This window comes from Salipiger thiooxidans, assembly GCF_900102075.1.
Lineage (GTDB): Bacteria > Pseudomonadota > Alphaproteobacteria > Rhodobacterales > Rhodobacteraceae > Salipiger > Salipiger thiooxidans.
This window is the reverse complement of record NZ_FNAV01000010.1, coordinates 21,453-45,071: the sequence shown is the minus strand read 5'-3', so window position 1 is coordinate 45,071 and position 23,619 is coordinate 21,453. Positions and strand designations below refer to the sequence as shown.

22 protein-coding genes and 2 tRNA genes are annotated in these 23,619 nt (G+C 67.9%); 15 read left to right on the top strand and 9 right to left on the bottom strand.

The annotated features are described in order from the left end of the window. The first annotated feature begins 20 nt into the window (after positions 1-20). The 6 genes from BLQ77_RS15770 (at position 21) to BLQ77_RS15745 (ending at position 4,602) form a co-directional block, all read left to right on the top strand. Positions 21-287 carry a DNA primase gene (locus BLQ77_RS15770; RefSeq protein WP_089960945.1) on the top strand — a complete coding sequence of 89 codons (267 nt, stop codon included), beginning with the start codon at positions 21-23 and terminating at the stop codon, positions 285-287. Positions 288-624: 337 nt separating this feature from the next. After that, positions 625-701 (top strand) — tRNA-Asp (locus tag BLQ77_RS15765). Positions 702-734: 33 nt separating this feature from the next. Next, a tRNA-Asp gene (locus tag BLQ77_RS15760) sits at positions 735-811 on the top strand. Between the two features lie 211 nt (positions 812-1,022). Then, complete coding sequence (gene obgE, locus BLQ77_RS15755) at positions 1,023-2,054, top strand: GTPase ObgE (RefSeq protein ID WP_008884963.1); 1,032 nt, start codon at positions 1,023-1,025, stop codon at positions 2,052-2,054. Continuing rightward, on the top strand, positions 2,042-3,148 hold the full coding sequence (gene proB / locus BLQ77_RS15750; protein ID WP_089960943.1) for a glutamate 5-kinase: 1,107 nt from the start codon (positions 2,042-2,044) through the stop codon (positions 3,146-3,148). The genes obgE and proB overlap by 13 nt, the downstream gene beginning before the upstream one ends. 188 nt (positions 3,149-3,336) lie before the next feature. After that, positions 3,337-4,602 (top strand): glutamate-5-semialdehyde dehydrogenase, encoded by a 1,266-nt coding sequence (locus tag BLQ77_RS15745; protein ID WP_089960941.1) that lies wholly within the window; start codon positions 3,337-3,339, stop codon positions 4,600-4,602. Positions 4,603-4,685: 83 nt separating this feature from the next. Here BLQ77_RS15745 and BLQ77_RS15740 read toward each other — a convergent pair whose 3' ends face one another. Then, a complete protein-coding gene (locus BLQ77_RS15740; RefSeq protein WP_089960939.1) occupies positions 4,686-5,291 on the bottom strand; it encodes a histidine phosphotransferase family protein in 606 nt (201 codons plus the stop codon). 64 nt (positions 5,292-5,355) lie between these two features. Between BLQ77_RS15740 and BLQ77_RS15735 the strand changes: the two genes are divergently transcribed. The 3 genes from BLQ77_RS15735 to olsA all read left to right on the top strand — a co-directional run bounded on the left by BLQ77_RS15735 (position 5,356) and on the right by olsA (position 7,239). Further along, a complete protein-coding gene (locus BLQ77_RS15735; RefSeq protein ID WP_008886154.1) occupies positions 5,356-5,538 on the top strand; it encodes a DUF3553 domain-containing protein in 183 nt (60 codons plus the stop codon). A 121-nt stretch (positions 5,539-5,659) separates the two neighbouring features. After that, complete coding sequence (gene olsB, locus BLQ77_RS15730) at positions 5,660-6,418, top strand: L-ornithine N(alpha)-acyltransferase (RefSeq protein ID WP_089960936.1); 759 nt, start codon at positions 5,660-5,662, stop codon at positions 6,416-6,418. After that, positions 6,415-7,239 (top strand): lyso-ornithine lipid O-acyltransferase, encoded by an 825-nt coding sequence (gene olsA, locus BLQ77_RS15725; RefSeq protein WP_089960933.1) that lies wholly within the window; start codon positions 6,415-6,417, stop codon positions 7,237-7,239. Before olsB ends, olsA begins: the two co-directional genes overlap by 4 nt. Positions 7,240-7,266: 27 nt before the next feature. On the opposite strand, the gene BLQ77_RS15720 is transcribed toward olsA, so the two are convergent. Beyond that, a complete protein-coding gene (locus BLQ77_RS15720; RefSeq protein WP_089960932.1) occupies positions 7,267-7,887 on the bottom strand; it encodes a thiamine phosphate synthase in 621 nt (206 codons plus the stop codon). Between the two features lie 72 nt (positions 7,888-7,959). Continuing rightward, a complete protein-coding gene (locus tag BLQ77_RS15715) occupies positions 7,960-8,289 on the bottom strand; it encodes a TfoX/Sxy family protein (protein WP_008885917.1) in 330 nt (109 codons plus the stop codon). Between the two features lie 137 nt (positions 8,290-8,426). Here BLQ77_RS15715 and BLQ77_RS15710 point away from each other — a divergent pair, with 137 nt between their 5' ends. The 3 genes from BLQ77_RS15710 (at position 8,427) to BLQ77_RS15700 (ending at position 11,887) form a co-directional block, all read left to right on the top strand. Continuing rightward, entirely contained in the window at positions 8,427-9,170 is a 744-nt protein-coding gene (locus BLQ77_RS15710; protein WP_008885617.1) for an RNA methyltransferase, read from the top strand. A gap of 96 nt (positions 9,171-9,266) precedes the next feature. Further along, positions 9,267-10,415: a heme A synthase gene (ctaA, locus tag BLQ77_RS15705; RefSeq protein WP_008884861.1), complete on the top strand. Its 1,149-nt coding sequence runs from the start codon at positions 9,267-9,269 to the stop codon at positions 10,413-10,415. Continuing rightward, the gene (locus BLQ77_RS15700; protein WP_089960929.1) at positions 10,412-11,887 is read left to right on the top strand and encodes a carboxypeptidase M32; all 1,476 of its coding nucleotides are present in this window, start codon (positions 10,412-10,414) and stop codon (positions 11,885-11,887) included. The genes ctaA and BLQ77_RS15700 overlap by 4 nt, the downstream gene beginning before the upstream one ends. A gap of 54 nt (positions 11,888-11,941) precedes the next feature. Here BLQ77_RS15700 and BLQ77_RS15695 read toward each other — a convergent pair whose 3' ends face one another. From BLQ77_RS15695 to BLQ77_RS15680, 4 genes are all read right to left on the bottom strand, one after another. Next, entirely contained in the window at positions 11,942-12,802 is an 861-nt protein-coding gene (locus BLQ77_RS15695; RefSeq protein WP_089960926.1) for a LysR family transcriptional regulator, read from the bottom strand. Positions 12,803-13,116: 314 nt separating this feature from the next. After that, a complete protein-coding gene (gene purL, locus BLQ77_RS15690) occupies positions 13,117-15,276 on the bottom strand; it encodes a phosphoribosylformylglycinamidine synthase subunit PurL (RefSeq protein WP_089960925.1) in 2,160 nt (719 codons plus the stop codon). Between the two features lie 72 nt (positions 15,277-15,348). After that, positions 15,349-16,215, bottom strand: a complete 867-nt coding sequence (locus tag BLQ77_RS15685) for a class I SAM-dependent methyltransferase (protein WP_089960922.1) — start codon at positions 16,213-16,215, stop codon at positions 15,349-15,351. 239 nt (positions 16,216-16,454) lie between these two features. Further along, positions 16,455-17,360 (bottom strand): LysR family transcriptional regulator, encoded by a 906-nt coding sequence (locus BLQ77_RS15680; protein ID WP_040384347.1) that lies wholly within the window; start codon positions 17,358-17,360, stop codon positions 16,455-16,457. A 166-nt stretch (positions 17,361-17,526) separates the two neighbouring features. Here BLQ77_RS15680 and BLQ77_RS15675 point away from each other — a divergent pair, with 166 nt between their 5' ends. The 3 genes from BLQ77_RS15675 (at position 17,527) to ccmE (ending at position 22,571) form a co-directional block, all read left to right on the top strand. Then, positions 17,527-20,949, top strand: a complete 3,423-nt coding sequence (locus BLQ77_RS15675) for an indolepyruvate ferredoxin oxidoreductase family protein (protein ID WP_089960920.1) — start codon at positions 17,527-17,529, stop codon at positions 20,947-20,949. 205 nt (positions 20,950-21,154) lie between these two features. Beyond that, positions 21,155-21,967: a glutamate racemase gene (locus BLQ77_RS15670; RefSeq protein WP_089960918.1), complete on the top strand. Its 813-nt coding sequence runs from the start codon at positions 21,155-21,157 to the stop codon at positions 21,965-21,967. A 154-nt stretch (positions 21,968-22,121) separates the two neighbouring features. Further along, positions 22,122-22,571, top strand: coding sequence for a cytochrome c maturation protein CcmE (ccmE, locus tag BLQ77_RS15665; protein WP_089960916.1), 450 nt, complete (start codon positions 22,122-22,124; stop codon positions 22,569-22,571). A gap of 41 nt (positions 22,572-22,612) precedes the next feature. Here ccmE and BLQ77_RS15660 read toward each other — a convergent pair whose 3' ends face one another. Together BLQ77_RS15660 and grxD are read right to left on the bottom strand one after the other, a co-directional pair. Next, complete coding sequence (locus tag BLQ77_RS15660) at positions 22,613-23,116, bottom strand: GNAT family N-acetyltransferase (RefSeq protein WP_089960913.1); 504 nt, start codon at positions 23,114-23,116, stop codon at positions 22,613-22,615. Between the two features lie 131 nt (positions 23,117-23,247). After that, positions 23,248-23,613, bottom strand: coding sequence for a Grx4 family monothiol glutaredoxin (gene grxD / locus BLQ77_RS15655; RefSeq protein ID WP_089960912.1), 366 nt, complete (start codon positions 23,611-23,613; stop codon positions 23,248-23,250). Between the last annotated feature and the right edge of the window lie 6 nt (positions 23,614-23,619).

The following is a 23,619-nucleotide window of genomic DNA, read 5'->3' as shown; positions in this document are numbered from 1 at the left end:
TTCGGGTTGGGGAGAACGGATTGTCTCAGGTTGAAGGGGATGTGCTGTCGGCACTGGTGTCAGAAGTACATGGCATGACCGGCTTGGAAGCTGCACCGCGCTTGTTGCGGACCGCTGCCGTGCTGGTCGAAAAGGCGGGTTACGAAATCGCCAGATCTGAAAGATCGTCACGGGTGACGCAGATCATTCTGATCGCGGCCGAGCTGGATCGGCTCGGGGAACTGTTCGAGAAACCGGTGGCCGAGCCCATCGGGGAATCGCGCGGCCGCCGTCTGGACGCCCGCTGACAGGCGGGCATCGGCTGACGCCAGGGCAGTCGTTGCGGTGCCACCATGGATCATCGACACAAACGCAGCAAACCGGTGCCCGAAAGGGCGCCGGTTCGTCGTCATGACGTGGGGGCGTGGCGGGGGCGCGCCGTTCAGTCCGATGAGTTTTGCCGATCAACAGGCTGAAAACACGGGTTTTCCGCTGAAAATTCACCTGTGCCGCTCGGCGTCTCGGGCCCCCGGGGAATCTTTCTGAGAAAATGCGCACGAGGAGCCGTCAAAAGCGCTTGACGGGGGAAAGCACCCCGCCTAGAAGGGCCTCCACGTTCGGGGACGCAGTCCTCGGAGGCAGCGAGCGGTTGTAGCTCAGTTGGTTAGAGTACCGGCCTGTCACGCCGGGGGTCGCGGGTTCGAGCCCCGTCAACCGCGCCATCGCTGCCCCGAAAATGCGCCCCGCGGAAATGCGCGGTTGTAGCTCAGTTGGTTAGAGTACCGGCCTGTCACGCCGGGGGTCGCGGGTTCGAGCCCCGTCAACCGCGCCATTTTCCTCCCTCCACGGCAAGTCCTTCACCGGACCCGGTCCTGACCAGACCGACGCGCCGTCTGTGTCGGGAAGGAAGATGATGCACCGTGCGTGCCGCGCCCATCCGCCCCCAGATACCGATTTCGGCGCCCGATTCCCCGCGCACCGCTTGAGATGCGCGCCCACAAAGGCTACATGCCGCCACATTCTCCAGACCCGGGATCCGCCAGATGAAGTTCCTCGACCTCTGCAAAGTCTACATCCGCTCCGGAAGCGGGGGGAACGGCTGCATCTCGTTCCGTCGCGAGAAGTATATCGAATTCGGCGGTCCTGACGGCGGCGACGGTGGTGGCGGCGGTGACGTCTGGGCCGAGGCCGTGGACGGGCTCAACACGCTCATCGACTTCCGCTACCAGCAACACTTCTTCGCCGAGAACGGCCGCCCCGGTGCGGGCCGCCAGCGCACCGGCAAGGACGGTGACGACATCGTGCTGCGCGTGCCCGTGGGCACCGAGATTCTCGACGAGGACGAAGAGACGGTGATCGCCGACCTCACCACGCTGGGCGAGCGCGTGCTGCTCGCGCGCGGGGGCAACGGCGGCTGGGGCAACCTGCACTTCAAATCCGCCACCAACCAGGCCCCGCGCCGCGCCAACCCCGGCCAGCCGGGCGTCGAGCGCACGATCTGGCTGCGTCTGAAGCTCATCGCCGACGTGGGCCTGCTGGGCCTGCCCAACGCCGGCAAGTCGACCTTCCTCGCCGCGACCTCGAACGCGCGGCCCAAGATCGCCGACTACCCGTTCACGACGCTGCACCCGAACCTCGGGGTTGTGGGTGTCGACGGGCGCGAATTCGTGGTGGCCGACATTCCCGGCCTGATCGAGGGCGCCCACGAGGGCCGGGGTCTGGGCGATCTGTTCCTCGGCCATGTCGAGCGCTGCGCGGTGCTGCTGCACCTCGTCGACGGCAGCTCGGGCTCGCTGCTCGAGGATTACGACACGATCATCAACGAGATCGAGCAATACGGGGCGGGCCTCGCCGAGAAGCCGCGCGTCACCGTGCTCAACAAGATCGACACGATGGACGACGAGGAACGCGCCTTCCTGCGCGAAGAACTCGAGGCCCGGTCCGGCGGCAAGGTGCTGCTGATGTCCGGCGCATCGGGCGAGGGCACCACCGAGGTGCTGCGCGCGCTGCGGAGCTACATCGACGACAAGCGCCTGCGCGCCGCGCCCGAGGACGACTCCCAATGGCAACCCTGAGCTCTGCGCAGCGCCTCGTGGTCAAGATCGGCTCGGCGCTGCTGGTAGACAAGCTCACCGGCGCCTTCCGTGCCGCCTGGATGCGCTCGATCGCCGAGGACATCGCCGCGATCCGGGCGCGGGGCACCGACGTGATCCTCGTGTCCTCGGGCTCCATCGCGCTTGGCCGTGGCATCCTCAAGCTGCCCGCCACCACGCTGCCGCTGGAACAGAGCCAGGCCGCTGCCGCGGTCGGCCAGATCCGCCTCGCGCGCGAATGGGAAGACGCGCTCGCGCCCCACGGGATCACCACCGCGCAGGTGCTGGTGACGCTTGAGGATTCCGCCGACCGCCGCCGCTATCTGAACCAGCGTGCCACGATGGAGACGCTGCTGGGCTTCGGCGTGGTGCCCATCGTCAACGAGAACGACACCATCGCCACCGACGAGATCCGCTACGGCGACAACGACCGCCTCGCGGCACAGGTCGCGGTGACGGTGGGGGCGGACCAGCTGATCCTGCTCTCGGACGTCGACGGCTTCTACAGCGCCAACCCCTCGCAGGATCCCACCGCCATCCGCTACGACGTGATCGACGAGATCACCCCCGAGATCGAGGCGATGGCCGGCGACGCCGGCAGCGGCCTCTCCAAGGGCGGCATGAAGACCAAGCTGCTGGCCGCCAAGACCGCCACCGCGGCGGGCTGTGCCATGGCCATCACCGAGGGCTCGGTCTCGAACCCGCTGGCCGCGCTCGAGCAGGGCGCCAACGTCACCTGGTTCACCTCGCGTGTCGATCCGCACGCGGCCCGCAAGCGCTGGATCGCGGCGATGAAGCCCTGCGGCGCGGTCATTCTCGATGCCGGCGCCGCCCGCGCCATGGCCGAGGGCCGCTCGCTGCTGCCGGTGGGCGTCACCGCCACGGAGGGCGAGTTCGGCCGCGGCGACCCGGTGGTGATCCGCGACCCGCGCGGCGCCACGCTCGGGCAGGGCCTCACACGCTACACCGCCGACGAGGCCCGCCGCATCGTTGGCCGCCACTCGTGGGAGATCGAGGAGGCGCTCGGCTATCCCGGCCGTGCGGTGCTCATCCACCGCGACGACATGGCACTCTGACCCCTACCTGTCTCCTGCCAGTTCATCTTGCCCGATAAACTCCGGGGGAGTCCGCGTCAGCGGACGGGGGCAGCGCCCCCGCCGGCGCCCGGGCCGGTGCGCGACGGTGCCGAAATCGCCCTAGGCCCCGCCGCCGCGAGGCGCTATAGGAGGGCCCTCGGAAACCAGAACCCGAAGGGTGAACAGCGATGAAAGACATGACCGACATTCCCGCCGTCATGACCGAAATCGGCCGTCGTGCGAAAGCGGCCGCAGCCGAGCTCGCCTTCACCCCGCCAGCCCGCAAGACCGAGGCGCTCGAGGCCGCGGCCGACGCCGTCTGGGCCCGCCGGGCAGAGATCGTCGAGGCCAATGCCCAGGATCTCGCCTTCGGCCGCGACAAGGGCCTGACCGAAGCGATGATGGACCGGCTCCTGCTGACCGAGGACCGTATCCGCGGCATCGTCGAGGGGCTCCGCGCCATCGCGGCGCAGGAGGATCCCGTGGGCAAGGTGATCGCCGAGTGGGACCGTCCCACCGGCCTGCACATCCAGCGGGTGCGCACACCGCTCGGTGTCGTCGGCGTGATCTACGAATCGCGCCCCAACGTCACCGCTGACGCGGGCGCGCTCTGCCTCAAGTCCGGCAACGCGGTGATCCTGCGCGGCGGCTCCGAGAGCTTCCACTCCTCGCGCGCCATCCATGACTGCCTCGTCTCGGGGCTGCGCAAGGCGGGCCTGCCCGAGGACGCGATCCAGCTCGTGCCGACCCGCGACCGGGCGGCAGTGAGCGAGCTGCTGCAGATGACCGACTACGTCGACGTCATCGTGCCGCGTGGTGGCAAGGGGCTCGTGGGGCTCGTCCAGCGCGAGGCGCGGGTGCCGGTCTTCGCCCATCTCGAGGGCATCGTGCACATCTACATCGACGCCTCCGCCGACCCGGTGAAGGCGCTGACGGTGGTGATGAACGCCAAGACCCGGCGCACCGGCATCTGCGGCGCCGCAGAGTGCCTGCTGATCCACCGCGACGCGGTGGACACCATTGGGCAGGGCGTCGTGCGCGCGCTGATCGAGGCGGGGGTCGAGGTGCGCGCCGACGAGACGCTGCAGGCCATCGAAGGCACCCATCAGGCGAGCGCTGACGATTGGGGGCGCGAGTATCTCGACAGCATCATCGCCGCCCGCGTGGTCGAGGACGAGGATGCCGCCATCGAGCACATCCGCACCTACGGCTCGAACCACACCGACTGCATCCTCGCCGAGGATCCGGCGGCCATCGAGCGCTTCGTCGAGCGGGTGGACAGCGCCATCGTGATGATCAACGCCTCGACCCAGTTCGCCGATGGCGGCGAGTTCGGCATGGGCGCCGAGATCGGCATCGCCACGGGCAAGATGCACGCGCGCGGCCCGGTCGGCGCCGAGCAACTGACCTCGTTCAAGTACGTGGTGCGCGCGGACGGCGCGGTGCGCGCCTGATCGGGCCGCACTTCTGAGAAGAAGACTGGCGTTCCGGGTCCGCCCGGGACGCCGGTCCATTTCGGAAGATCCCGAAACGCCTCTCAGCCGATCTCGATGGTGACCGCCGCGTCGCCTGCATGCACCACCATCTTGCGGCCACGTTCCGGCGCCAGGAGTGCGAGCAGGGCGAACTGCACCCGCGCCGGCGTCACCTCTGCCTCGATCGTGGTGCTGGTGAGCTGCGCCCAGAGATCCGGCTCGATCGACAGCCGCTGTCCGGTGCCCGAGATGCGCCAGCCTCCGCCTTCGATATGGGTGATGTGCACCCGCCCGCCCAGCGGCAGGGCGCTCTCGCAGCAGAGCGTCGCGAGAAAGGCGAGCTGGACCTCGGTCCGCGGCGCGTCGCCGTCGGGCAGCCAGTCGATGCTCAGCCGGCTGCCCTTGCAGTAATCCTGCAGCAGCTTGCGCGCCTCGCGCGCGCCCACGTCCTGCTGGGTCGAGGCATGGCCGAAGGCCACGCGGAAGAAGTTGATGCGCGCGGTGGCCGAGGCCGCGCTCTGCTCGATCAGCGCCATTTCCTCGGGGCCCGGGGTGCCGGCCAGCGCGATCAGCTCGAGCCCGTTGGAAATCGCGCCGATGGGACTTACAAGGTCATGGCAGAGACGAGAGCCGACCAGCGTGGCGATTCTGGCGGTTGCAACGGACATGGGGGCTCCTCACTCTGGACTGTGCTCAGGGCTTCGACCGGGAAGAAGGGACGCGATCGCACCTATGGACGACCTCAACGCAATCCTCGAACCTGGGATGCTGGTGACGCATCCCGACCGGCCCGACTGGGGCACCGGCCAGGTGCAGTCGAACATCGCCGGGCGCGTCACGGTCAATTTTCGCGAGCAGGGCAAGGTTGTCATCGACAGCACGCGCGTCACCCTTCTGCCTGTGTTCGACGAATAGCTAGACATCGAGACGTTGAAGAAAGGTTAACGGCCGGTAACCGACTTGGCGAGGCAAAACCGGTTTCCCTTGGCGGCCCGGGGGATTAAGAACGCCCGCACGTGGGACGCGAGAGGTCGGGATGGCTCTGGACGAGACGGATTTCACGGTGCGGCTGGCGCGCGACGAGGACGACATCGTGGCGGCGCAGCGGCTGCGGTACGAGGTCTTCGTCGAAGAGCTCGGCGGCTCCGGCGCGATGGTCGATCACGCGCGCCGGCTCGAACGCGACCGCTTCGACCCGTTCTTCGACCACCTGATCCTCACCGACGCCAAGCGTGACGGCGCCGTGGTAGGCGTCTACCGCCTGCTGCGCGACGACCAGGCCAGGGCCGCCGGCCAGTTCTATTCCGAGGACGAATACGATCTCACGCCGCTGCGCGCCTCCGGGCGTCGCCTGCTGGAACTCGGCCGCTCCTGCCTGCACCCGGACTACCGGGGGGGCACCGCGATGATGCACCTCTGGGGCGCGCTTGCCGATTACGTCCGCGCGCACGGCATCGAGGTGCTGTTCGGCACCGCCTCCTTCCACGGCACCGACGTTGCGAAGCTGGCCGAGCCCCTGTCGCTGCTGCACCACCGGCATCTTGCGCCCGAGCCGCTGCGGGTGCGCTCGCGGCGGTTCCAGAGCATGGACCTGGTGCCCGAAGCCGAGATCGACCGGCGCCGCGCGATGCTCGAAGTGCCGGCGCTGATCAAGGGCTACCTGCGGCTTGGCGGCACCGTGGGCGAGGGCGCCTTCGTCGACCACGCCTTCAACACCACCGACATCTGCCTGATCATGGACACCGCTCGGCTCAACGCCAAGGCGGCGGGGATCTACACCCGGGGGCGGGAATGAGCAGCCCGACCTGGTACGGCGACGAGCCCGAGGCTCCGCCGCTCGGTGCCGGGGACTGGGTCCGCGTGGTCTGGCGCGCGACGCTGGTGGTCTTCACCATGGCGCTCGGGCTGGTGGCGATGCTGGTGGTGCGGCTCTTCGAGCGGCCGCTCTGCGGGATGCGCCGGCCGGTCTCGCCCGGGATCAGCCGGATCGTCTTCCGCAGCTGTTGTACCGTCCTCGGCATTGTCGTGAAGCCGACCGGCCCGCGGCTCGAGGGGCCGGGGGCGCTGGTCGCGAACCATTGCTCGTGGTTCGACATCGTTGCGCTCAACGCGCGGCGCGACGTCTATTTCGTCGCCAAGTCCGAGGTCTCGCGCTGGCCGGTCATCGGCTGGCTGGCGCGGCTGGTGGGCACCGTCTTCATCACCCGCGACCCGCGCGCTGCCGCCGAGCAGAAGGCGGTCTTCGAAGAGCGGCTGCTGCACGGTCACCGGCTGCTGTTCTTTCCCGAGGGCACCTCGACCGACGGGATGCGCATTCTGCCCTTCAAGTCGACGCTTTTCGCGGCCTTCTTCAGCCACGAGCTCAAGCACGAGATGCAGCTGCAGGCGGTGACGGTGATCTACCACGCGCCCGCGGGCGAGGATCTGCGATTCTACGGCTGGTGGGGCGGCATGTCCCTGGGCCCGCACCTGCTGAAGCTGCTGGGCGCCAAGCGGCAGGGCAGCGTCGAGCTGGTCTACCACCCGCCGGTGCGGGTCGACGATCATCCCAACCGCAAGACGCTGGCCGCGCACCTCGAGGCACAGGTGCGCTCGGCACACCCCTACGGCAGCTGATGTCGTGAAAATGCCCCGGGAGGGGCGTCAGCGCATCGCGGCGGTGAGCGCCGCGAGGGCCGCGACCGGGTCCTCGGCGCTCCAGATTTCCTCACCGATGCCGAAGAAGTCGGTGACCGGGGTCAGGCTGGCGACCAGCTCGGGCGTGAGACCGCCCTCGGCCACCACCGGCACCTCGATCATCTCGGACCACCACTGGAAGAGATCGCGGTCGGCCAGCGTGCCGTCGCCCAGCGACTCGCCGGAGAGGGGGCCGAAGGAGACATAATCCGCGCCGCCTTCTGCCGCGCCCATGCCGTCGTGGCGCGAGGCGCCGCAGAAGGCGCCGACGATGGCGTCCGGGCCAAGCTCCTTGCGGGCGTGGCGCACCGAGCGCGACCCGTCGGTGAGATGCACGCCGTCGAGCCCGAGCCGCTGGGCGAGCACCACGTGGGTGTCGATGACAAGCGCCACGTCATGAGCGTGGGCGATCTCGCGCACCGCGTCGGCGGCGCGCAGCAGCTTGTCCTCGTCGCGGGTGGCGAGGGCGAGGCGGAGGCAGGCGATCTCGGCCGCCTGCAGCACCGCATCGAGCCGCGCTGGGAACTCGCAGAGATCGAACTCCGGCGGCGTGATCAGGTAGAGCTGGGGCAGATCGGTCTCGGCCATTGCGGTCATCCTCGGAAAAACTTCCGGGCTGCATACACCGCCCGGAGGTGCAGTGCCAAGGCCCTGCCTTGGTCATTTCGGATCGAGCGTGGCAACGAAGGCCAGCGCCAGCCGGGTGAGATGCTCGCGGAGCGCGTCGTCGGCGAAGCCGTCCGGGTCGAGCGTCACGAAACCGCCCATGGTGCGCTCGCCCATGGTCATCGGGCCGGTGTGCGGCAGGGCGAGCGCACGGGGCACCTGCGCCTTGCCCACGCGGTAAAGCCCGTGGTCGCGGAAGGTGCCGCAGACCATGTTGCCGCGCGAGGTGAAGCAGAGCCCGCCGAACATGGCGATCTCACGCAGATCGGGCACCGCCGCGAGATCGCTCCGAAGGGTTTCTGCAAGGCCCTCGTCATGTGCCATGACCGGCGCTCCTGTGTCGGGGAATGCCCCCACCATAGAGGACGGATGCCGTGCGCGGGGATATTTCTGGGGGGCAGAAGCCCGCTTGCCCTCGAATAGCGTGGCGCTTAGGGAGACGGCAGGACAAAGGAGAGGCCATGCCGAGCGACGTCAAACAGCCGGCCTTCGTGCTTGTGCGGCCCCAGATGGGCGAAAACATCGGCGCCGCGGCGCGCGCCATGTGGAATTTCGGGCTCGACCGGATGCGGCTGGTGAGCCCGCGCGACGGCTGGCCGAACCCGGCCTCGGTGGCCATGGCCTCTGGTGCGGGGCGGCTGCTCGACGATGCGGTGCTGAGCGAGGACGTGGCGGGCGCGGTCGGCGACTGCGACCTGATCTTTGCCACCACCGCCCGGCAGCGCGGCATGACCAAGCCGGTCTATTCCCCGGAAGAGGCGATGCGCGAGGCCGCCAGCCGGATCGCTGCGGGCGGCCGCGTGGCGGTGATGTTCGGCCCCGAACGGGCGGGGCTCGAGAACGCCGACGTGGCGCAGGCCAATGCCATCATCTCGGTGCCGGTGAACCCCGAGTTCCCGTCGCTGAACCTCGCGCAATGCGTGCTGCTCTGCGGCTACGAATGGCGCCGGGCGAGCGCCGGGATCGAGGCGCGGCGCGACGAGATGGCGGGGGCGGAATGGGCCAGCGCCATCGAGGTCGAGAAGCTCTCCGAGCACTACGAAGAGCGTCTGGACGAGGCGGGGTTCTTCTTCCCCGACCACAAGGCGCCCGCGATGAAACTGACCCTGCGCAACCTCTGGAGCCGGATGCCGCTCACGCGTGAGGACGTGCGCACGCTGCACGGCATCATGCGGCAGATGGTGCGCTGGAAGGAACGCGGCTGACCCATTGCGGGGCTGCGGCGCCGGGGCACACCGGGCGGGGTTGAAGCAGTACCGGGGTGGCCCTATCGTCCGCCCCGAAGTGAGGAAAGGTGAGGCATGGCCGGTCAGCGCAAGCTTTTCGAGGAGGTCGCCGCCGAGGCGCCGAAGGGGACGCAGCCAGCGGGTGGCATGATCGACAGGGGCCGGGGCGGCGCGCGCGGTGCGATCCGCATCTGGCTGATGGTGATCTTCGCGCTGGTCATGGCGATGATCGTGGTGGGCGGGCTCACGCGGCTCACCGACAGCGGTCTGTCGATCACCGAGTGGAAGCCGGTCACCGGCGCGCTGCCCCCGATGGACGCGGCGCACTGGGAAGAGGAGTTCACGCTTTACCAGCAGAGCCCGCAGTACCGCCTCATGAACAACCAGATGACGCTATCCGAATTCAAGAGCATCTACTGGTGGGAATGGGGCCATCGCCAGCTTGGCCGCGTCATCGGCCTCGTGTGGGCGCTGGGGTTCTTCGGTTTCCTCGTGGCGCGCAAGATCCCGACCGGCTGGACGCCGCGGCTGCTGGGCCTCGGCGTGCTCGGCGGGCTGCAGGGCGCCATCGGCTGGTGGATGGTGTCCTCGGGCCTGACCGGCGACATGGTCAGCGTGGCCTCCTACCGGCTGGCGATCCACCTCGGGCTCGCCTTCATCATCCTCGGGTTCATCGCGTGGTATGTCTTCGCCCTCGGGCGGCCGGAGCGTGAGCTCATGCAGGCGCGCCGCGGGCGCGAGGCCAAGCTCTTCTCGATGAGCACCGGGCTCATGCATTTCGCCTTCCTGCAGATCCTGCTGGGGGCGCTGGTGGCAGGCATCGACGCCGGCCGCAGCTACACCGACTGGCCGCTGATGGCGGGCGGGTTCTTCCCGCCGCAGCCCTTCGACCTCGTGCCGGTCTGGCGCAACTTCTTCGAGGATCCGGGCCTCGTGCAGTTCATGCACCGGATGGCGGGCTACCTGCTCTTCATCTTCGGCGTCGTGACCTGGCTGCGCGGCCGCAAGTCCGCCAATTCGGACACCCGCTTCCGCTTCAACGCGGTGATGGCGATGCTGCTGCTGCAGGTGGTGCTGGGCATCACCACGGTGCTCTACGTCGCCCAGCTGCACATCGCGATCACCCACCAGATCGGGGCCGTGGTGCTCTGGGTGCTGATCATCCGCGCCCGCTTCGGCGCGCAATATCCCAAGACCCAATCCATCCGGGGGACCGCACGATGACCGCCTACGACAAGCTCATGTCCTTCCAGCGCGAAACCGGGGCGCTGGCGCAGGTGGCCGGTCGACTCGGCTGGGACCAGGAAGTGATGATGCCGCACGGCGCCTCCGAGCAGCGCTCCGAGGAGATGGCGGTGATGGAATCGATCCTTCACGCCCGCCGCACCGATCCGCGCGTGGGCGAGTGGCTCGATGCCGTCGACGATGGCGCGCTGGACGAGGAGGGCACCGCCCACCTGCGCCACATTCGCCGCTCCTACGAGCGCGGGCTGCGGGTGCCGGCGAAGCTTGCCACCGACATCGCGCGCATCACCAGCCGGGCGCACCGGATCTGGGCCGAGGCGCGCGCCGACGACGATTTCGCGGCCTTCGCGCCGGTGCTGAAGGAGGTCGTGCGCCTCAAGCGCGAGGAGGGCGCCGCGCTGGCCGCCGGTGGCGACGCCTATGACGCGCTGCTCGACGACTACGAACCCGGCGCCACCGCGGCGCAGCTCTCGGGCATGTTCGGCGCGCTGCGGCCGCGGCTGGTGGCGCTGCGGCAGGCGGTGCTCGACCGCCCGCAGCCGGCGTCGCTGCAGGGCACCTTCGACGAACAGGCGCAGATGATGCTGTCGCAGACCGTGGCGCGCACCTTCGGCTACGAAATGGCGCGCGGGCGCATCGACAAGGCGGTGCACCCGTTCAGCTCGGGCTCGGGCGACGACGTGCGCATCACCACGCGGACCAACGCGCTCGACCCGTTCAACTGCCTCTACTCGACCATCCATGAGGTCGGCCACGCCGCCTACGAGCAGTCGATCCGCAGCAGCTACCGCTTCACTCCGCTGGGTCAGGGCGTGTCGATGGGCGTGCACGAGAGCCAGAGCCGCATCTACGAGAACCAGCTCGGCCGCTCGCGCGCTTTCACCTCGTGGCTCTTCACCCGCATGACCGAGCTTTTCGGCGATCTCGGACTCGACGGCCCCGATGCCTTCTACGCCGCCGTGAACCGGGTGCAGAACGGCTTCATCCGCACCGAGGCGGACGAGGTGCAGTACAACCTCCACGTCCTTCTGCGCTTCGATCTGGAGCAGGCGCTGATCGCCGGTACGCTCGAGGTCGACGACCTCGAGGCGGCGTGGAACGAGCGCTTCCTGTCGGACTTCGGCTTCCCGGTCGACAAGCCCTCGGACGGGGTGCTGCAGGACGTGCACTGGTCGGCGGGGCTCTTCGGCTACTTCCCGACCTACTCGCTGGGCAACGTTTACGCCGGCTGCCTGCACAAGGCGCTGCGGGCGGCGGTGCCGGATCTCGACAGCCAGATGGTGGCGGGCGATCTTGCAGCGGCCACCGCGTGGCTCTCGGAGAACGTGCAGCAATACGGCGGGCTCTACGAGCCGCGCGACGTCATCACCCGCGCCTGCGGAGAAGCGCCGAGCGAGGCGCCGCTGCTCGACTATCTCGAGGCGAAGTTCGGGGCGATCTACGGGCTCTGAGCCCGTGAACAGGGACGGGAACGGCGCGACGGAGGCGCCGTTCCGACAGCGCCGTCAGGCTTCGGCGGCGCGGAGGCGGTCCTGGTTCGGCAGGTCCTCGAAACAGCGGATCACCCAGTCGACGGCGCGCCGGATCCCGGGGTCGTTGCGGCGGCTCTCGTGGTAGAACAGCCAGCATTCTTCGATCTTCGGAGGGATCGCGGGATCTAGCGGCACGAGGTCCGGATCGTCCTCGGCCAGAAGCTCGGGCAGCGGGCCGGGAAGGCGGGTCATCTGCATCAGCCGGTGCAGCGCCATCAGGCTGTCGACGCGCAGCCGCGGCGGGCGGCCGAAGGCGTTCAGCCCGGCCTGCATCATCGGCGCGTCGTCATGCGCCTCGCCGAGGCCGGCCCAGTCGCCGCCGCTGTCGCCATCGCGGAAGCGGTAGAAGCGATAGGACATCGACCCCACCTTGCGCGCAACGATGCGGCCCTGACCGGGGCGGGCGTACTGGATCACCAGGTCGTAGTCACCAAGCCCTTCCTTGAACATCCGGTCCGAGAAGGTGAGCTGGACGCCCTCCAGAACCGGCTTGTGCCGGGTGAGGCCGGGGAACAGGACCAGAGAGGTGACGATGGGCAGCGAGCCCACGCTGATGGTGACAGGCTCGGAGTCCGAGTTCACCGCCTGCGAGTTCAGCGCCGCCTGCAGTTCGCCGTCAAAGCTCTGCGCCAGCTGGATGAGCGAGGCCACGGCCTCGGACGGGCGCCAGCCCTCGCCGGTCTTGATGAAGGCGGGCATGCCCAGCGTCTCGGACAGACGCTCGATCCGGCGCGACACGGTGGCCGTGTTGGTGCCGAGGCTCTTGGCCGCGGCAGTCATGGTTCCGGTCTTCGAAAGGGCGACGAGGAAGCGCAGATCGTCCCAGTTGTTCATCTTGCGGCCATCCCTTCTGGTGACGCAGTGCTCGGGTCGTGCGAAGCACCGGAAGCAAGTCTGAAATTCTCTCAATACGAGAAACGCCGCGGTCTCGCGGCATCAATAATGACATCTTGTTAATAGCATTGCGGAGCCCCTGCAACTATGGCGTTGCATTCCCGCAATTGCATGTAAGCCCGCGGAAAACGGCGGTTTCTGTAGGCGATGCTGGTGTCGGAGGACGGCAGGGGGACCGGGCGCGGGGACAGGCGCCGAGGCCGGTGGAAAGGGCCGCGCCTTTCCACCGATCCGTTTTTCGAGATCCTCGCGGATCAGCCGAAGGTTGCGCCGAAGCTGCTGCGGTACAGCGCCGAGAGCTCGGCCAGCGGGGCATCGGAGCTGCCGAAGCGGACGCTGTCGCCGGCGAAGCGGCCGACGGTGTGCAGGGTCACCCCGGCGCGCCCGGCGGCGATCATCAGCGCCTCTGCGGCGTCGAAGCTGCAGGAGATCAGGTAGCGGCCCTGATCCTCGCCGAAGAGCTCCGCGGTGTCGCCGCTGTCGAGATGCACGCCGACGCCCGAGGCCTCGGCCATCTCGAAGGCCGCGAGCGCGAGGCCGCCGTCGCTGAGGTCGGTGCAGCACTTAATCCACTCGCGGTTGGCGCGGATGAACTCGCCGTTGCGCTTCTCTTCGGCCAAATCGACCGCGGGGGCGTCGCCTTCCTCGCGGTTGAAGACCTCGGCAAGCAGCGCCGACTGGCCGAGGTGGCTGCCGGGAGTGCCGAGCAGCAGCGCCACGTGACCGTCACGGGCATAGCCGAGGATCGGCTCTTCGCCGGCAGCGATGAGGCCCACGGCGCCGATGGTCGGCGTCGGCAGGATGCCCACGCCGTCGGTCTCGTTGTAGAGCGACACGTTGCCCGAGACGATCGGCATGTCGAGCGTGAGGCAGGCCTCGCCGATGCCGCGCAGGGCCTCGACGAACTGGCCCATGATCTCGGGCTTCTCTGGGTTGCCGAAGTTCAGGTTGTCGGTGGTGGCGAGCGGCAGCGCGCCCACGGCGGTCAGGTTGCGGTAGGCCTCGGCCACCGCCTGCTTGCCGCCCTCGACCGGGTTGGCCTTGACGTAGCGCGGGGTCACGTCGGAGGTGAAAGCGAGCTTCTTGTCGGTGCCGTGCACACGGATCACGCCCGAGCCGAAGCCGGGGATGCGCACTGTGTCGGCCATGACCTGGCTGTCGTATTGCTCGTAGACCCACTCGCGCGAGCAGTAGTTGGGGCTCGAGACCAGCGCCTTGAGCGCGTCGATGCCGTCGATCTGCGGCACGTCGGCTAGCGGTGCGGCGGGCTCGGACGGCACCCAGGGGCGGTCGTATTCCGGCGCCGAAGACGACAGGCGCGACAGCGGCATGTCGGCCTTTACCTCGCCGTTGTGCACGATGAGGAAGCGGTCTTCCTCGATGGTCTCGCCGACGATGGCGAAGTCGAGGTCCCACTTGTCGAAGACGGCCTTGGCCTCGGCCTCCTTCGAGGGATCGAGCACCATGAGCATGCGCTCCTGGCTCTCCGACAGCATCATCTCGTAGGCGGTCATGTTCTTTTCGCGCTGCGGCACCTTCTCGAGGTCGAGTCGGATGCCGAGGCCGCCCTTGTCGCCCATCTCCACGGCCGAGCAGGTGAGACCCGCGGCGCCCATGTCCTGGATCGAGATCACGGCGCCGGTCTGCATCAGCTCGAGGCAGGCCTCCATCAGGCGCTTCTCGGTGAAGGGGTCGCCGACCTGAACGGTGGGACGCTTCTCTTCGATGGTCTCGTCGAACTCGGCCGAGGCCATGGTCGCACCGCCGACGCCGTCACGGCCGGTCTTCGCGCCGAGGTACACGACCGGGCGTCCGACGCCCGAAGCCGCCGAGTAGAAGATCTTGTCGCTGTCCGCGAGGCCCGCCGCGAAAGCGTTCACCAGGCAGTTGCCGTTGTAGGCGGGGTGGAAGCGAACCTCGCCGCCCGCGGTCGGCACGCCGAAGCAGTTGCCATAGCCGCCCACGCCTTCGACCACACCGTGCACGAGGCGACGGGTCTTGGGGTGGTCCTTCTCGCCGAAGCTCAGCGAGTTCATCGCCGCGATCGGGCGCGCACCCATGGTGAAGACGTCACGCAGGATGCCGCCGACGCCGGTCGCCGCACCCTGGTAGGGCTCGATGTAGGAGGGGTGGTTGTGGCTCTCCATCTTGAAGACCACCGCCTGGCCGTCGCCGATGTCCACCACGCCCGCGTTCTCGCCCGGGCCGCAGATGACCTGCGGGCCCTTGGTGGGCAGGCCCTTGAGGTGGATCTTGGATGACTTGTAGGAACAGTGCTCGTTCCACATGGCCGAGAAGATGCCCAGTTCGGTAAAGGTGGGCTCGCGGTTCAGGATCTGCAGGATCCGCGCGTATTCGTCGGGCTTGATGCCGTGTGCCGCGATCAGCTCTTCGGTGATGGCCGGTTCCTGCATGAACTTTCCCCTCTGGCAGACTTGCGCGCTCTTTAGTGCAAGGTCGCCTCCGGGGGAAGGGGGCGCGAAGGCTCAGGGGTGCGTTGCGGTGAAAAGGTTGATGCGTGCGGGGATATGGCAACCATTGCCGTCGTCGAAATCGCGGAACGCCTCCTTGACCTGCGCATGGATCGCGGCGCGGTCCGCCTCGGTGCCGTCCTTGTCGCGCAGGTGGCGCGAAATCGGGCCCACGAACTGGGTGAGCTCGGCGGCGGCCTCGAAGCCTTCGGGCACCTCGAGCGTGGTGTCGTGGACCTCGGCGGTGGCGCCGGGGGCGCCTGCGGCCTCGAGCAGCGCCAGCACGCGTGCGGTGTCGGCAAAGGCGGTGGGGCCGGGGCCATGCGGATCGCCGGGGGCGGCGGGGCCCAGCCGCTCGGTCGCGAAGCGCATGGCGAGGGAAAACCACGGGTTGTGCGCCGCCTCGGCCCAGGCGGCGAAGACCAGCCGTCCGCCGGGCCGCAGATGCGACAGGATATTGCGGAAGCCCGCCACCGGATCTGCAAAGAACATCAACCCGTTCCGCGACACGCAGAGATCGAAGGGCGCGCCGTCGTGGGCCCATGTCTGGGCATCGGCCACGAGGAAGTCCGGCGCGCAGATGTCGAGCGCCGCGGCCTTGTCGCGGCCGACCCCGATCAGCGGCGCCGAGATGTCGAGCCCGAGCACGTAGCCCTTGGTTCCGACATGCTGCCCGGCGGCGATCGCCAGTGCGCCTGCGCCGCAGCCGATGTCGATAACCCGCTCGCCCGGCCCGGGCCGGCCCGCGTCGAGCACGAGGCGGCTGAGGTTCTCATGCAGCGTGTCGAGCTCGCGGTGCAGCCGTACCCAGTGCTGGCCGGGGCCGGTGCTCCAGAACGTTTCCTGAGCGGCGTTGGGCGGGGTCCCGGCGTGGCTGGTCATGGTGTCCTCCTGTTTGCGCCACCATACCCACGAATCCGGAGAGGCGGCGCCAAAAAAAAGGCCGAGCACAAAGCTCGGCCGTAGTCCAACAGGGAGGTATGAAGATGATGCGCGCTAGGGCGCTTCAAGCTTCATCTGCCGAATATGTTATCAGTTCTGAGTCGATCAAGGTTTAAGACGTCGCAGGCGCAGCATTTCCGCCATGTGTGTGGCGCATGGCTCACACTTTAAGCGGGAAATCAGTCTGCGCCCATCGCCCTGAGTTGTCTCCGGTGGGCGAAGATTTCGTCCTGAACGAAGTCGCGGAACGCCGCCACGCGCTTGGAATGGCGCAGCTCTTCGGGGTAGGCGAGGAACACCGGAACCTCGTTGCTCTCGACCTCGGGCAGGACCCGGATCACCGAGGGGAAATCCTCGATGATGTAGTCGGGGAGCACGCCGATCCCGAGGTTCGCGACCACCGCCTGCAGCACGCCGAAATAGTTGTTCACCGTAAGCGCCGTCTGCGGCCCGTAGGTCAGCAGCTCCTGCACCAGCAGCTTGCCTGCCGCGACCTGCGCCGAGGCCGGGTTCTGGCAGATCAGGCGATGGTTCTCGAGCTCTTCGAGCGCGCCCGGGGTGCCGTGTTCCGCGAGGTAGTCGGGAGAGGCGTACATCCGCATCCGGATCGACATCAGCCGCTTGCGGATGAGGTCGGCCTGGCTCGGCTCTTTCATGCGGATGGCGATGTCGGCCTCGCGCATGGGAAGGTCGAGCACCCGCTCCTCGAGCATCAGGTCGATCTTGAGATCGGGAAACTTCTCGTAGAGCTTCGTCAACCTGGGGGCGAGCCACAGAACGCCGAACCCATGGGTCGTGGTGACCTTGAGTTCGCCGAAGACCTCTTCCTCGCTGTCACGGATGCGTGCTGTGGCCGCGTCGATACGCTTGACCATGGCCGCGGTCGCGTCGAAAAGAAGTTCGCCCTGTTCGGTGAGAATCAGGCCGCGCGCATGCCGGTGGAACAGGGTCGTGTTCAGTGATTCTTCCAGCGACCGGATCTGCCGCGAGACGGCCGATTGGGACAGATGTAGAGCATCCCCCGCATGTGTAAGGCTGCCGGCGTCCGCCACCGCGTGAAATATTCTTAGCTTGTCCCAGTCCATGCCTTTGCCCATCGCTGCTCGCGGGCCCTCATATAAGACACAAATCTTAAATGGGAACCAATCCTTTCGTGACGCTGAAGAAACAGCGAAAAAAGGCTATGAAGGTCAGCAGTTTTGACCTATTATGAGTGTATACTGCCCAAGGGATGAGCGTAGGGAGGCGCGCGTGACCAAAGTGGAGATTACACTCGAAGACCGTTTCAACCTGAACAAGAGCCCGGTGCTGCTGAACGGCACCCAGGCACTGGTCAGGCTCATGTTGATCCAGAAGGCCAGGGACCGTGCCGCGGGGCTGAATACCGCGGGCTACGTCACCGGCTACAGGGGGTCGCCGCTGGGGGCTGTCGACCTTCAGATGAAGCGGGCCGAAAAGCATCTCCGCGAGGCGGACGTTCTCTTTCATGAAGGCCTGAACGAGGATCTGGCGGCCACGGCGCTCTGGGGCGCCCAGCAGGCCGAGCTGCGCGGCGAGGGCAGGTTCGACGGTGTCTTCGGCCTCTGGTACGGCAAGGGCCCCGGCGTGGACCGCTCCGGCGACGTAATGCGCCACGCCAACATGGCGGGTACCTCGAAGCACGGCGGCGTGCTCATGGCCATGGGCGACGACCACACGGGCGAGAGCTCGACCGTGCTGCACCAGTCCGAATGGGCCATGATCGACGCCTACATGCCCGTGGTCTCGCCCGCAGGCGTGCAGGAGGTGCTGGACTACGGCATCTACGGCTACGCTCTGTCGCGTTTCGCCGGTGTCTGGGTCGGTCTCAAGACCATGAAGGACACCGTCGAGGCCACTGCGGTGGTCGACGGCCGCCCCGACCGCATGTCGCTGGTGATGCCGGCGTTCGACATGCCGCCGGGCGGGCTCAACATCCGGCTCGGTGACACTCCCCACGAGCAGGAAAAGCGCATCATCGACTACAAGCGCTTCGCGGCCGAGGCCTTCTCGCACGCGAACAGGATGGACAAGCGCATGTGGGGCAAGCCGGGCGCCAAGATCGGGTTCGTCGCCGCGGGCAAGAACTGGCTCGACCTCGTGCACGCGCTGTCGCTTCTGGGACTGGACGAGGCCGAGGCCGAGCGTCTGGGCATCACCACCTACAAGGTGGGGCAGACCTTCCCGCTCGACATGCTGGGCTTCCACGACTGGGCCGAGGGGCTCGACCTGATCGTCGTGGTCGAGGAGAAGCGCAAGCTCATCGAGGTGCAGGTCAAGGAGGCGATCTTCGACGACCGCCGGGGCCGCAGGGTCTATGGCTGGCACATCGGCGGCGGCGCGGGCTCGATGCACGGTCCCGAGCTCTTCCCGACGCAGGGCGCGCTGGACCCGATCATGATAGCCGAACGCCTCGGCAAGATCCTCATCGACGAGGGCCGCGGCACCGACCGCATCCGCGCGTCGCTGCAGTCGCTGGAAGAGGTGCGCAAGTCCGACAACGCTCCCGAGATCGCGGCGCGCCTGCCGTACTTCTGCTCTGGCTGCCCGCACAACACCTCGACCAAAGTGCCTGAGGGCTCGCGCGCCTACGCGGGCATCGGCTGTCACTACATGGTGCAGTGGATGGACCGCGAGACCACGGGCTTCACCCACATGGGCGGCGAAGGCGCCAACTGGATCGGCGAGGCGCCGTTCTCGAAGCGCCCGCACGTGTTCCAGAACCTAGGCGACGGCACCTACAACCATTCGGGCGTTCAGGCGATCCGGGCGGCGCTCGCGTCGGACACCAACATCACTTACAAGATCCTCTTCAACGACGCCGTCGCGATGACCGGCGGCCAGCCCAACGAGGGCGGTCTCACCGCCGACCGCATCGCGCGCGAGCTGGTCGCCATGGGGGTCAAGAACCTCGCCGTGGTCTACGACGAGAAGGAGGAACCCGACTTCAGCCTCTTCCCGCAAGGCATTGAAAAGCATGAGCGGGCCGAGATGGAGGCGGTGCAGAAGACCTTCTCGGGGATCAAGGGCGTTTCGGTCATTCTCTACATCCAGACCTGCGCCGCCGAGAAGCGCCGGCGCCGCAAGCGCAAGCAGTTCCCCGATCCCGACAAGCGGGTGTTCATCAACACCGACGTCTGCGAGGGCTGCGGCGATTGTGGCGTGCAGTCGAACTGCGTGTCGATCGTGCCCGCCGAGACCGAGCTTGGCCGCAAGCGCGCCATCGACCAGTCGAGCTGCAACAAGGATTTCTCCTGCCTCAAGGGCTTCTGCCCGTCCTTCGTGACGCTCGAGGGCGCCAAGATGCGCAAGGGCGACACTGCGGCGCTCGACCTGCCGCACCTGCCGGCGCCCGCGCTGCCGCAGATCAACGGCACCCACAACGTCGTCATCACCGGCGTCGGCGGCACCGGCGTGGTGACCATCGGCGCGGTGCTGGCGCAGGCGGCGCAGATCGCCGGGCTGGGCGCGGGCATGATGGAGATGGCGGGTCTCGCCCAGAAGGGCGGCGCCGTGCATATCCACCTGCGCCTTGCCAACCGTCCCGAGGACATCAGCGCCGTGCGCGTGGCCATTGGCGAGGCGGATGCGCTGATCGGCGGCGACCTGGTGGTGAGCGCCGGAGCCAAGACGCTCGGCCTGACCCGCAGTGGCCGCACCGGTGCCGTGGTCAACAGCCACGAGATCATCACTGGAGAGTTCACACGCAACACGGAATTCTCTTTGCCTGCCGACAGGTTGCGGCTCGCTCTTGAGGCGCGAATGCAGGATCGTGCGCGGCTCTTCGATGCGACCGAGCTGGCGCGGGTCACCATGGGCGACTCGATCTTCTCGAACATGATGATCCTTGGCGCATCGTGGCAGCAGGGTCTCGTGCCGCTGCCGCATGACGCCATCGCCGAGGCCATCCGTCTCAACGGCGCCGCGGTCGAGCGCAACCTGCGCGCCTTCGAGATCGGCCGCTGGGCGATGCTCCACCCGGCCGAGGCCGAGGCCATGATCACGCCGAAGGTCGTCGAGAAGCCGAAGACGCTCGAGCAGCGCATCGCCTTCCGCGAGAGCCACCTGGTGGCCTACCAGGGCAAGCGGCTGGCCCGGCGCTACCGCGCGCTGGTCGACGGCATCGAGGATCCGCGTTTGCGCGAGGCGGTGGCGCTCGGCTATCACAAGCTGCTTGCCTACAAGGACGAGTACGAGGTCGCCCGGCTCCACCTCGAGACCCGCGAGAAGGCGCTCGGCACCTTCGAGGAGGGCTTCGAGATGAAGTTCCACCTCGCGCCGCCGATGCTGTCGAAGACCGGCCCCGACGGCCGCCCGGTCAAGAAGACCTACGGCGAGGGGATGCTGCGGGCCTTCGGGCTGCTGGCGAAGCTCAAGGGGCTGCGCGGCACGTGGTTCGACCCGTTCGGCCGCACCGACGAGCGCCGGATGGAGCGCGCGCTGATCGCGCAGTACGAGGCCGACATGGCCGAGGTCCTGCCCAAGCTCAGTCCCGAGACGCTCGACGCCACCGTGGCGCTGGCCGAGCTGCCGCTGCGCATCCGCGGCTTCGGCCCGGTCAAGGAGAAGAACGAGCAGGAGGCCGCCAAGCGCCGCGAGGAACTGCTCTCGGCCATCCGCCAGGGCGGCGCACCGCTCGCCCGCGCGGCAGAGTGACGGAGCCGCGCGGACGGGCCTTCCCCGTCCGCGTAGCGTTCCCGAAGACGCCATTCAGACCGCAGTCAGGCGGCGTTCCGGGCATTTGGCCGGACGCCGCCGTCCCGCTGCTTCGGTCGCGATGGATTTTCCCCCGCAAGCCCCGTAAGACCATCGAAACGCCCCCTTACGACTCGAGGGTGCAGAAGAGGCAGGAGGCAGGCCCATGGCAGTTGGTGTGTTCGATTCCGGACTCGGCGGACTCACGGTCCTTGACGCGGTTTCAAAGCGTCTTCCCGAGGTTCCCTTTGTCTATTTCGCCGACAGCGCGCATGCGCCCTACGGCGTGCGCGACGCCGACGACATCTACAATCTCACCACCGCCGCGGTGGACCGGCTCTGGCAAGCGGGCTGCGATCTGGTGATCCTCGCCTGCAACACCGCCTCGGCGGCGGCGCTGCGCCGGATGCAGGAGACCTGGATCCCGCGCGACAAGCGCGTGCTGGGCGTGTTCGTGCCGCTGATCGAGGCGATGACCGAACGTCAGTGGGGCGATAATTCGCCGCCGCGCGAGGTCGGCGTGCAGCACGTGGCGCTCTTCGCGACGCCGGCCACCGTGCGCAGCCGGGCCTTCCAGCGCGAGCTGGCCTTCCGCGCCATCGGCGTCGACGTCGAGGCTCAGGCCTGCGGCGGGCTGGTGGACGCCATCGAGGAGGGCGACATGATCCTCGCCGAGGCGCTGGTCCGCAGCCATGTCGACGCGCTCAAGCGCAAGATGCCCGAGCCCGAGGCCGCGATCCTCGGCTGCACGCATTACCCGCTGATGGAGGACATCTTCCAGGAGGCGCTGGGGCCCGACGTGACGGTCTATTCGCAGGCCAACCTCGTGGCCGAGTCGCTGGCCGACTACCTGCGCCGTCACCCTGGAATGTTGGGGTCGGGCACCGAGTCCCGCTTCCTGACGACCGGCGATCCGCGCAAGGTTTCGGGTCACGCCACCCGCTTCCTGCGGCGCGAGATCAGCTTCGAATCCGCCTGAGCGAGGGGGGGCGGACCGCCCGTCCCGTAGATCACGGCTGCGTCAGTCGGGACGGATTTGATCTTGCTCACGGACACGCCTTCCGGCAGGTGCCATATAGTCGGTGCTGACAAGCCGAGATCCCGGCGTCATAGTCGGGTCAGGAGGAGATGCCATGTCGCTCAAGTCGCTGAAGAAGAAGCGCCGGATCCAGGTGGTGGCGCTGGCCGCCGTGGCGCTGGTCGTGTCGACCGTGCTGATCGGCTACGCCATGCGCGACGGCATCAACTTCTTCCGCTCGCCGAGCCAGCTGGTCGAGGCCCCGCCGACCCCCAACGAGACCTTCCGTCTTGGCGGGCTGGTCGAAGAAGGCACCCTGATCCGCGGCGACGGCCACGAGATCCGCTTCAGCGTCACCGACGGCGGTGCCTCGGTGCCGGTGGTCTTCGCGGGCGTGTTGCCGGACCTCTTCGCCGAGAACCAGGGCATGGTCGGCACCGGTCGCTACATCGACGGCGTGTTCCAGGCCTCAGAGATCCTCGCCAAGCATGACGAGACCTACATGCCGAAAGAGGTCATCGACGCGCTGAAGGAACAGGGCGTCTACGAGGACCCCAACAGCTGACCTCCGGCCGTTTCGGGGGACTCCCGAAATACGGGCCCGGGTCAGGTCAGAACCTTTTCGTAGAAACAGAGCGCGTCGGCCTCCATCGGGGGCAGCGGCGCATAGGGGCCGCGTTCACGGAAGCCGAGCGCACGGTAGAGCGCACGGGCGCTCTCCAGCGTCTTCAGCGTGTCCAGCAGTACGCGGGCCTGTCCGCGCGCCTCGGCTCGGACCACGAGCTCGGAGACCAGCACCCGGCCGGCACCCAGCCCACGGGCCGCGGGCGCCACGTAGACGCGCTTGATCTCGCAGTTCCCGTCCTCGAGCGGGTGCGACATGGCACAGCCCACGGCGCGGTCGCCGTGCCATGCCAGCAGCACGGCGTCATGATCCCCCGGCAGGGCCTCCAGCGTCGCGCGGTAGCCGTCCTCGGGGTAGAAATGCTCGACCAGCGCGCGCGTGGCGGGGGCATGGTCGATCAGATGGTCGCGGTAGGCCCAGCAGAGCGCGCGCACTTGGGCAAGATCCGCGGCCGTGGTCGCATCGCGCAGGACGAGATCTGGCATGGTCGGTCCTTTCGGCGAGGTCAGGCGCGTCTCGGGCGTCGGATGCGGGGATGTCTGGAAAGCAGGCGCCTGTCAGCGCAGAGGGGAAGCGGAGGCCCGGGCCGCGGCCGGCGGGCCTCCGACGGGCGAAGTCAGGCGTTGGCTTCGCGGATCTTGTCGGCGGCGTCCTTGTTGTAGGTGACGCCGTTCTGTTCGAAGAGCTGGTCGAGCTCGCCCGAGAGGGTCATCTCGGTGATGATGTCGCAGCCGCCGACGAACTCGCCCTTGACGTAGAGCTGCGGGATGGTCGGCCAGTCCGAGTAATCCTTGATGCCCTGACGGATCGCGTCGTCCGCCAGCACGTTCACGTCGAGGAACTCGACACCCATGTAGTTCAGCACGCCGGCCACACGGCTGGAAAAGCCGCACTGGGGCATGCTCTTGGTGCCTTTCATGAACAGCACCACGTCGTTGGCCTTAACGGTGTCGTCGATCGTCGTCTTCGCGTCGGTGGTCATCCTGAT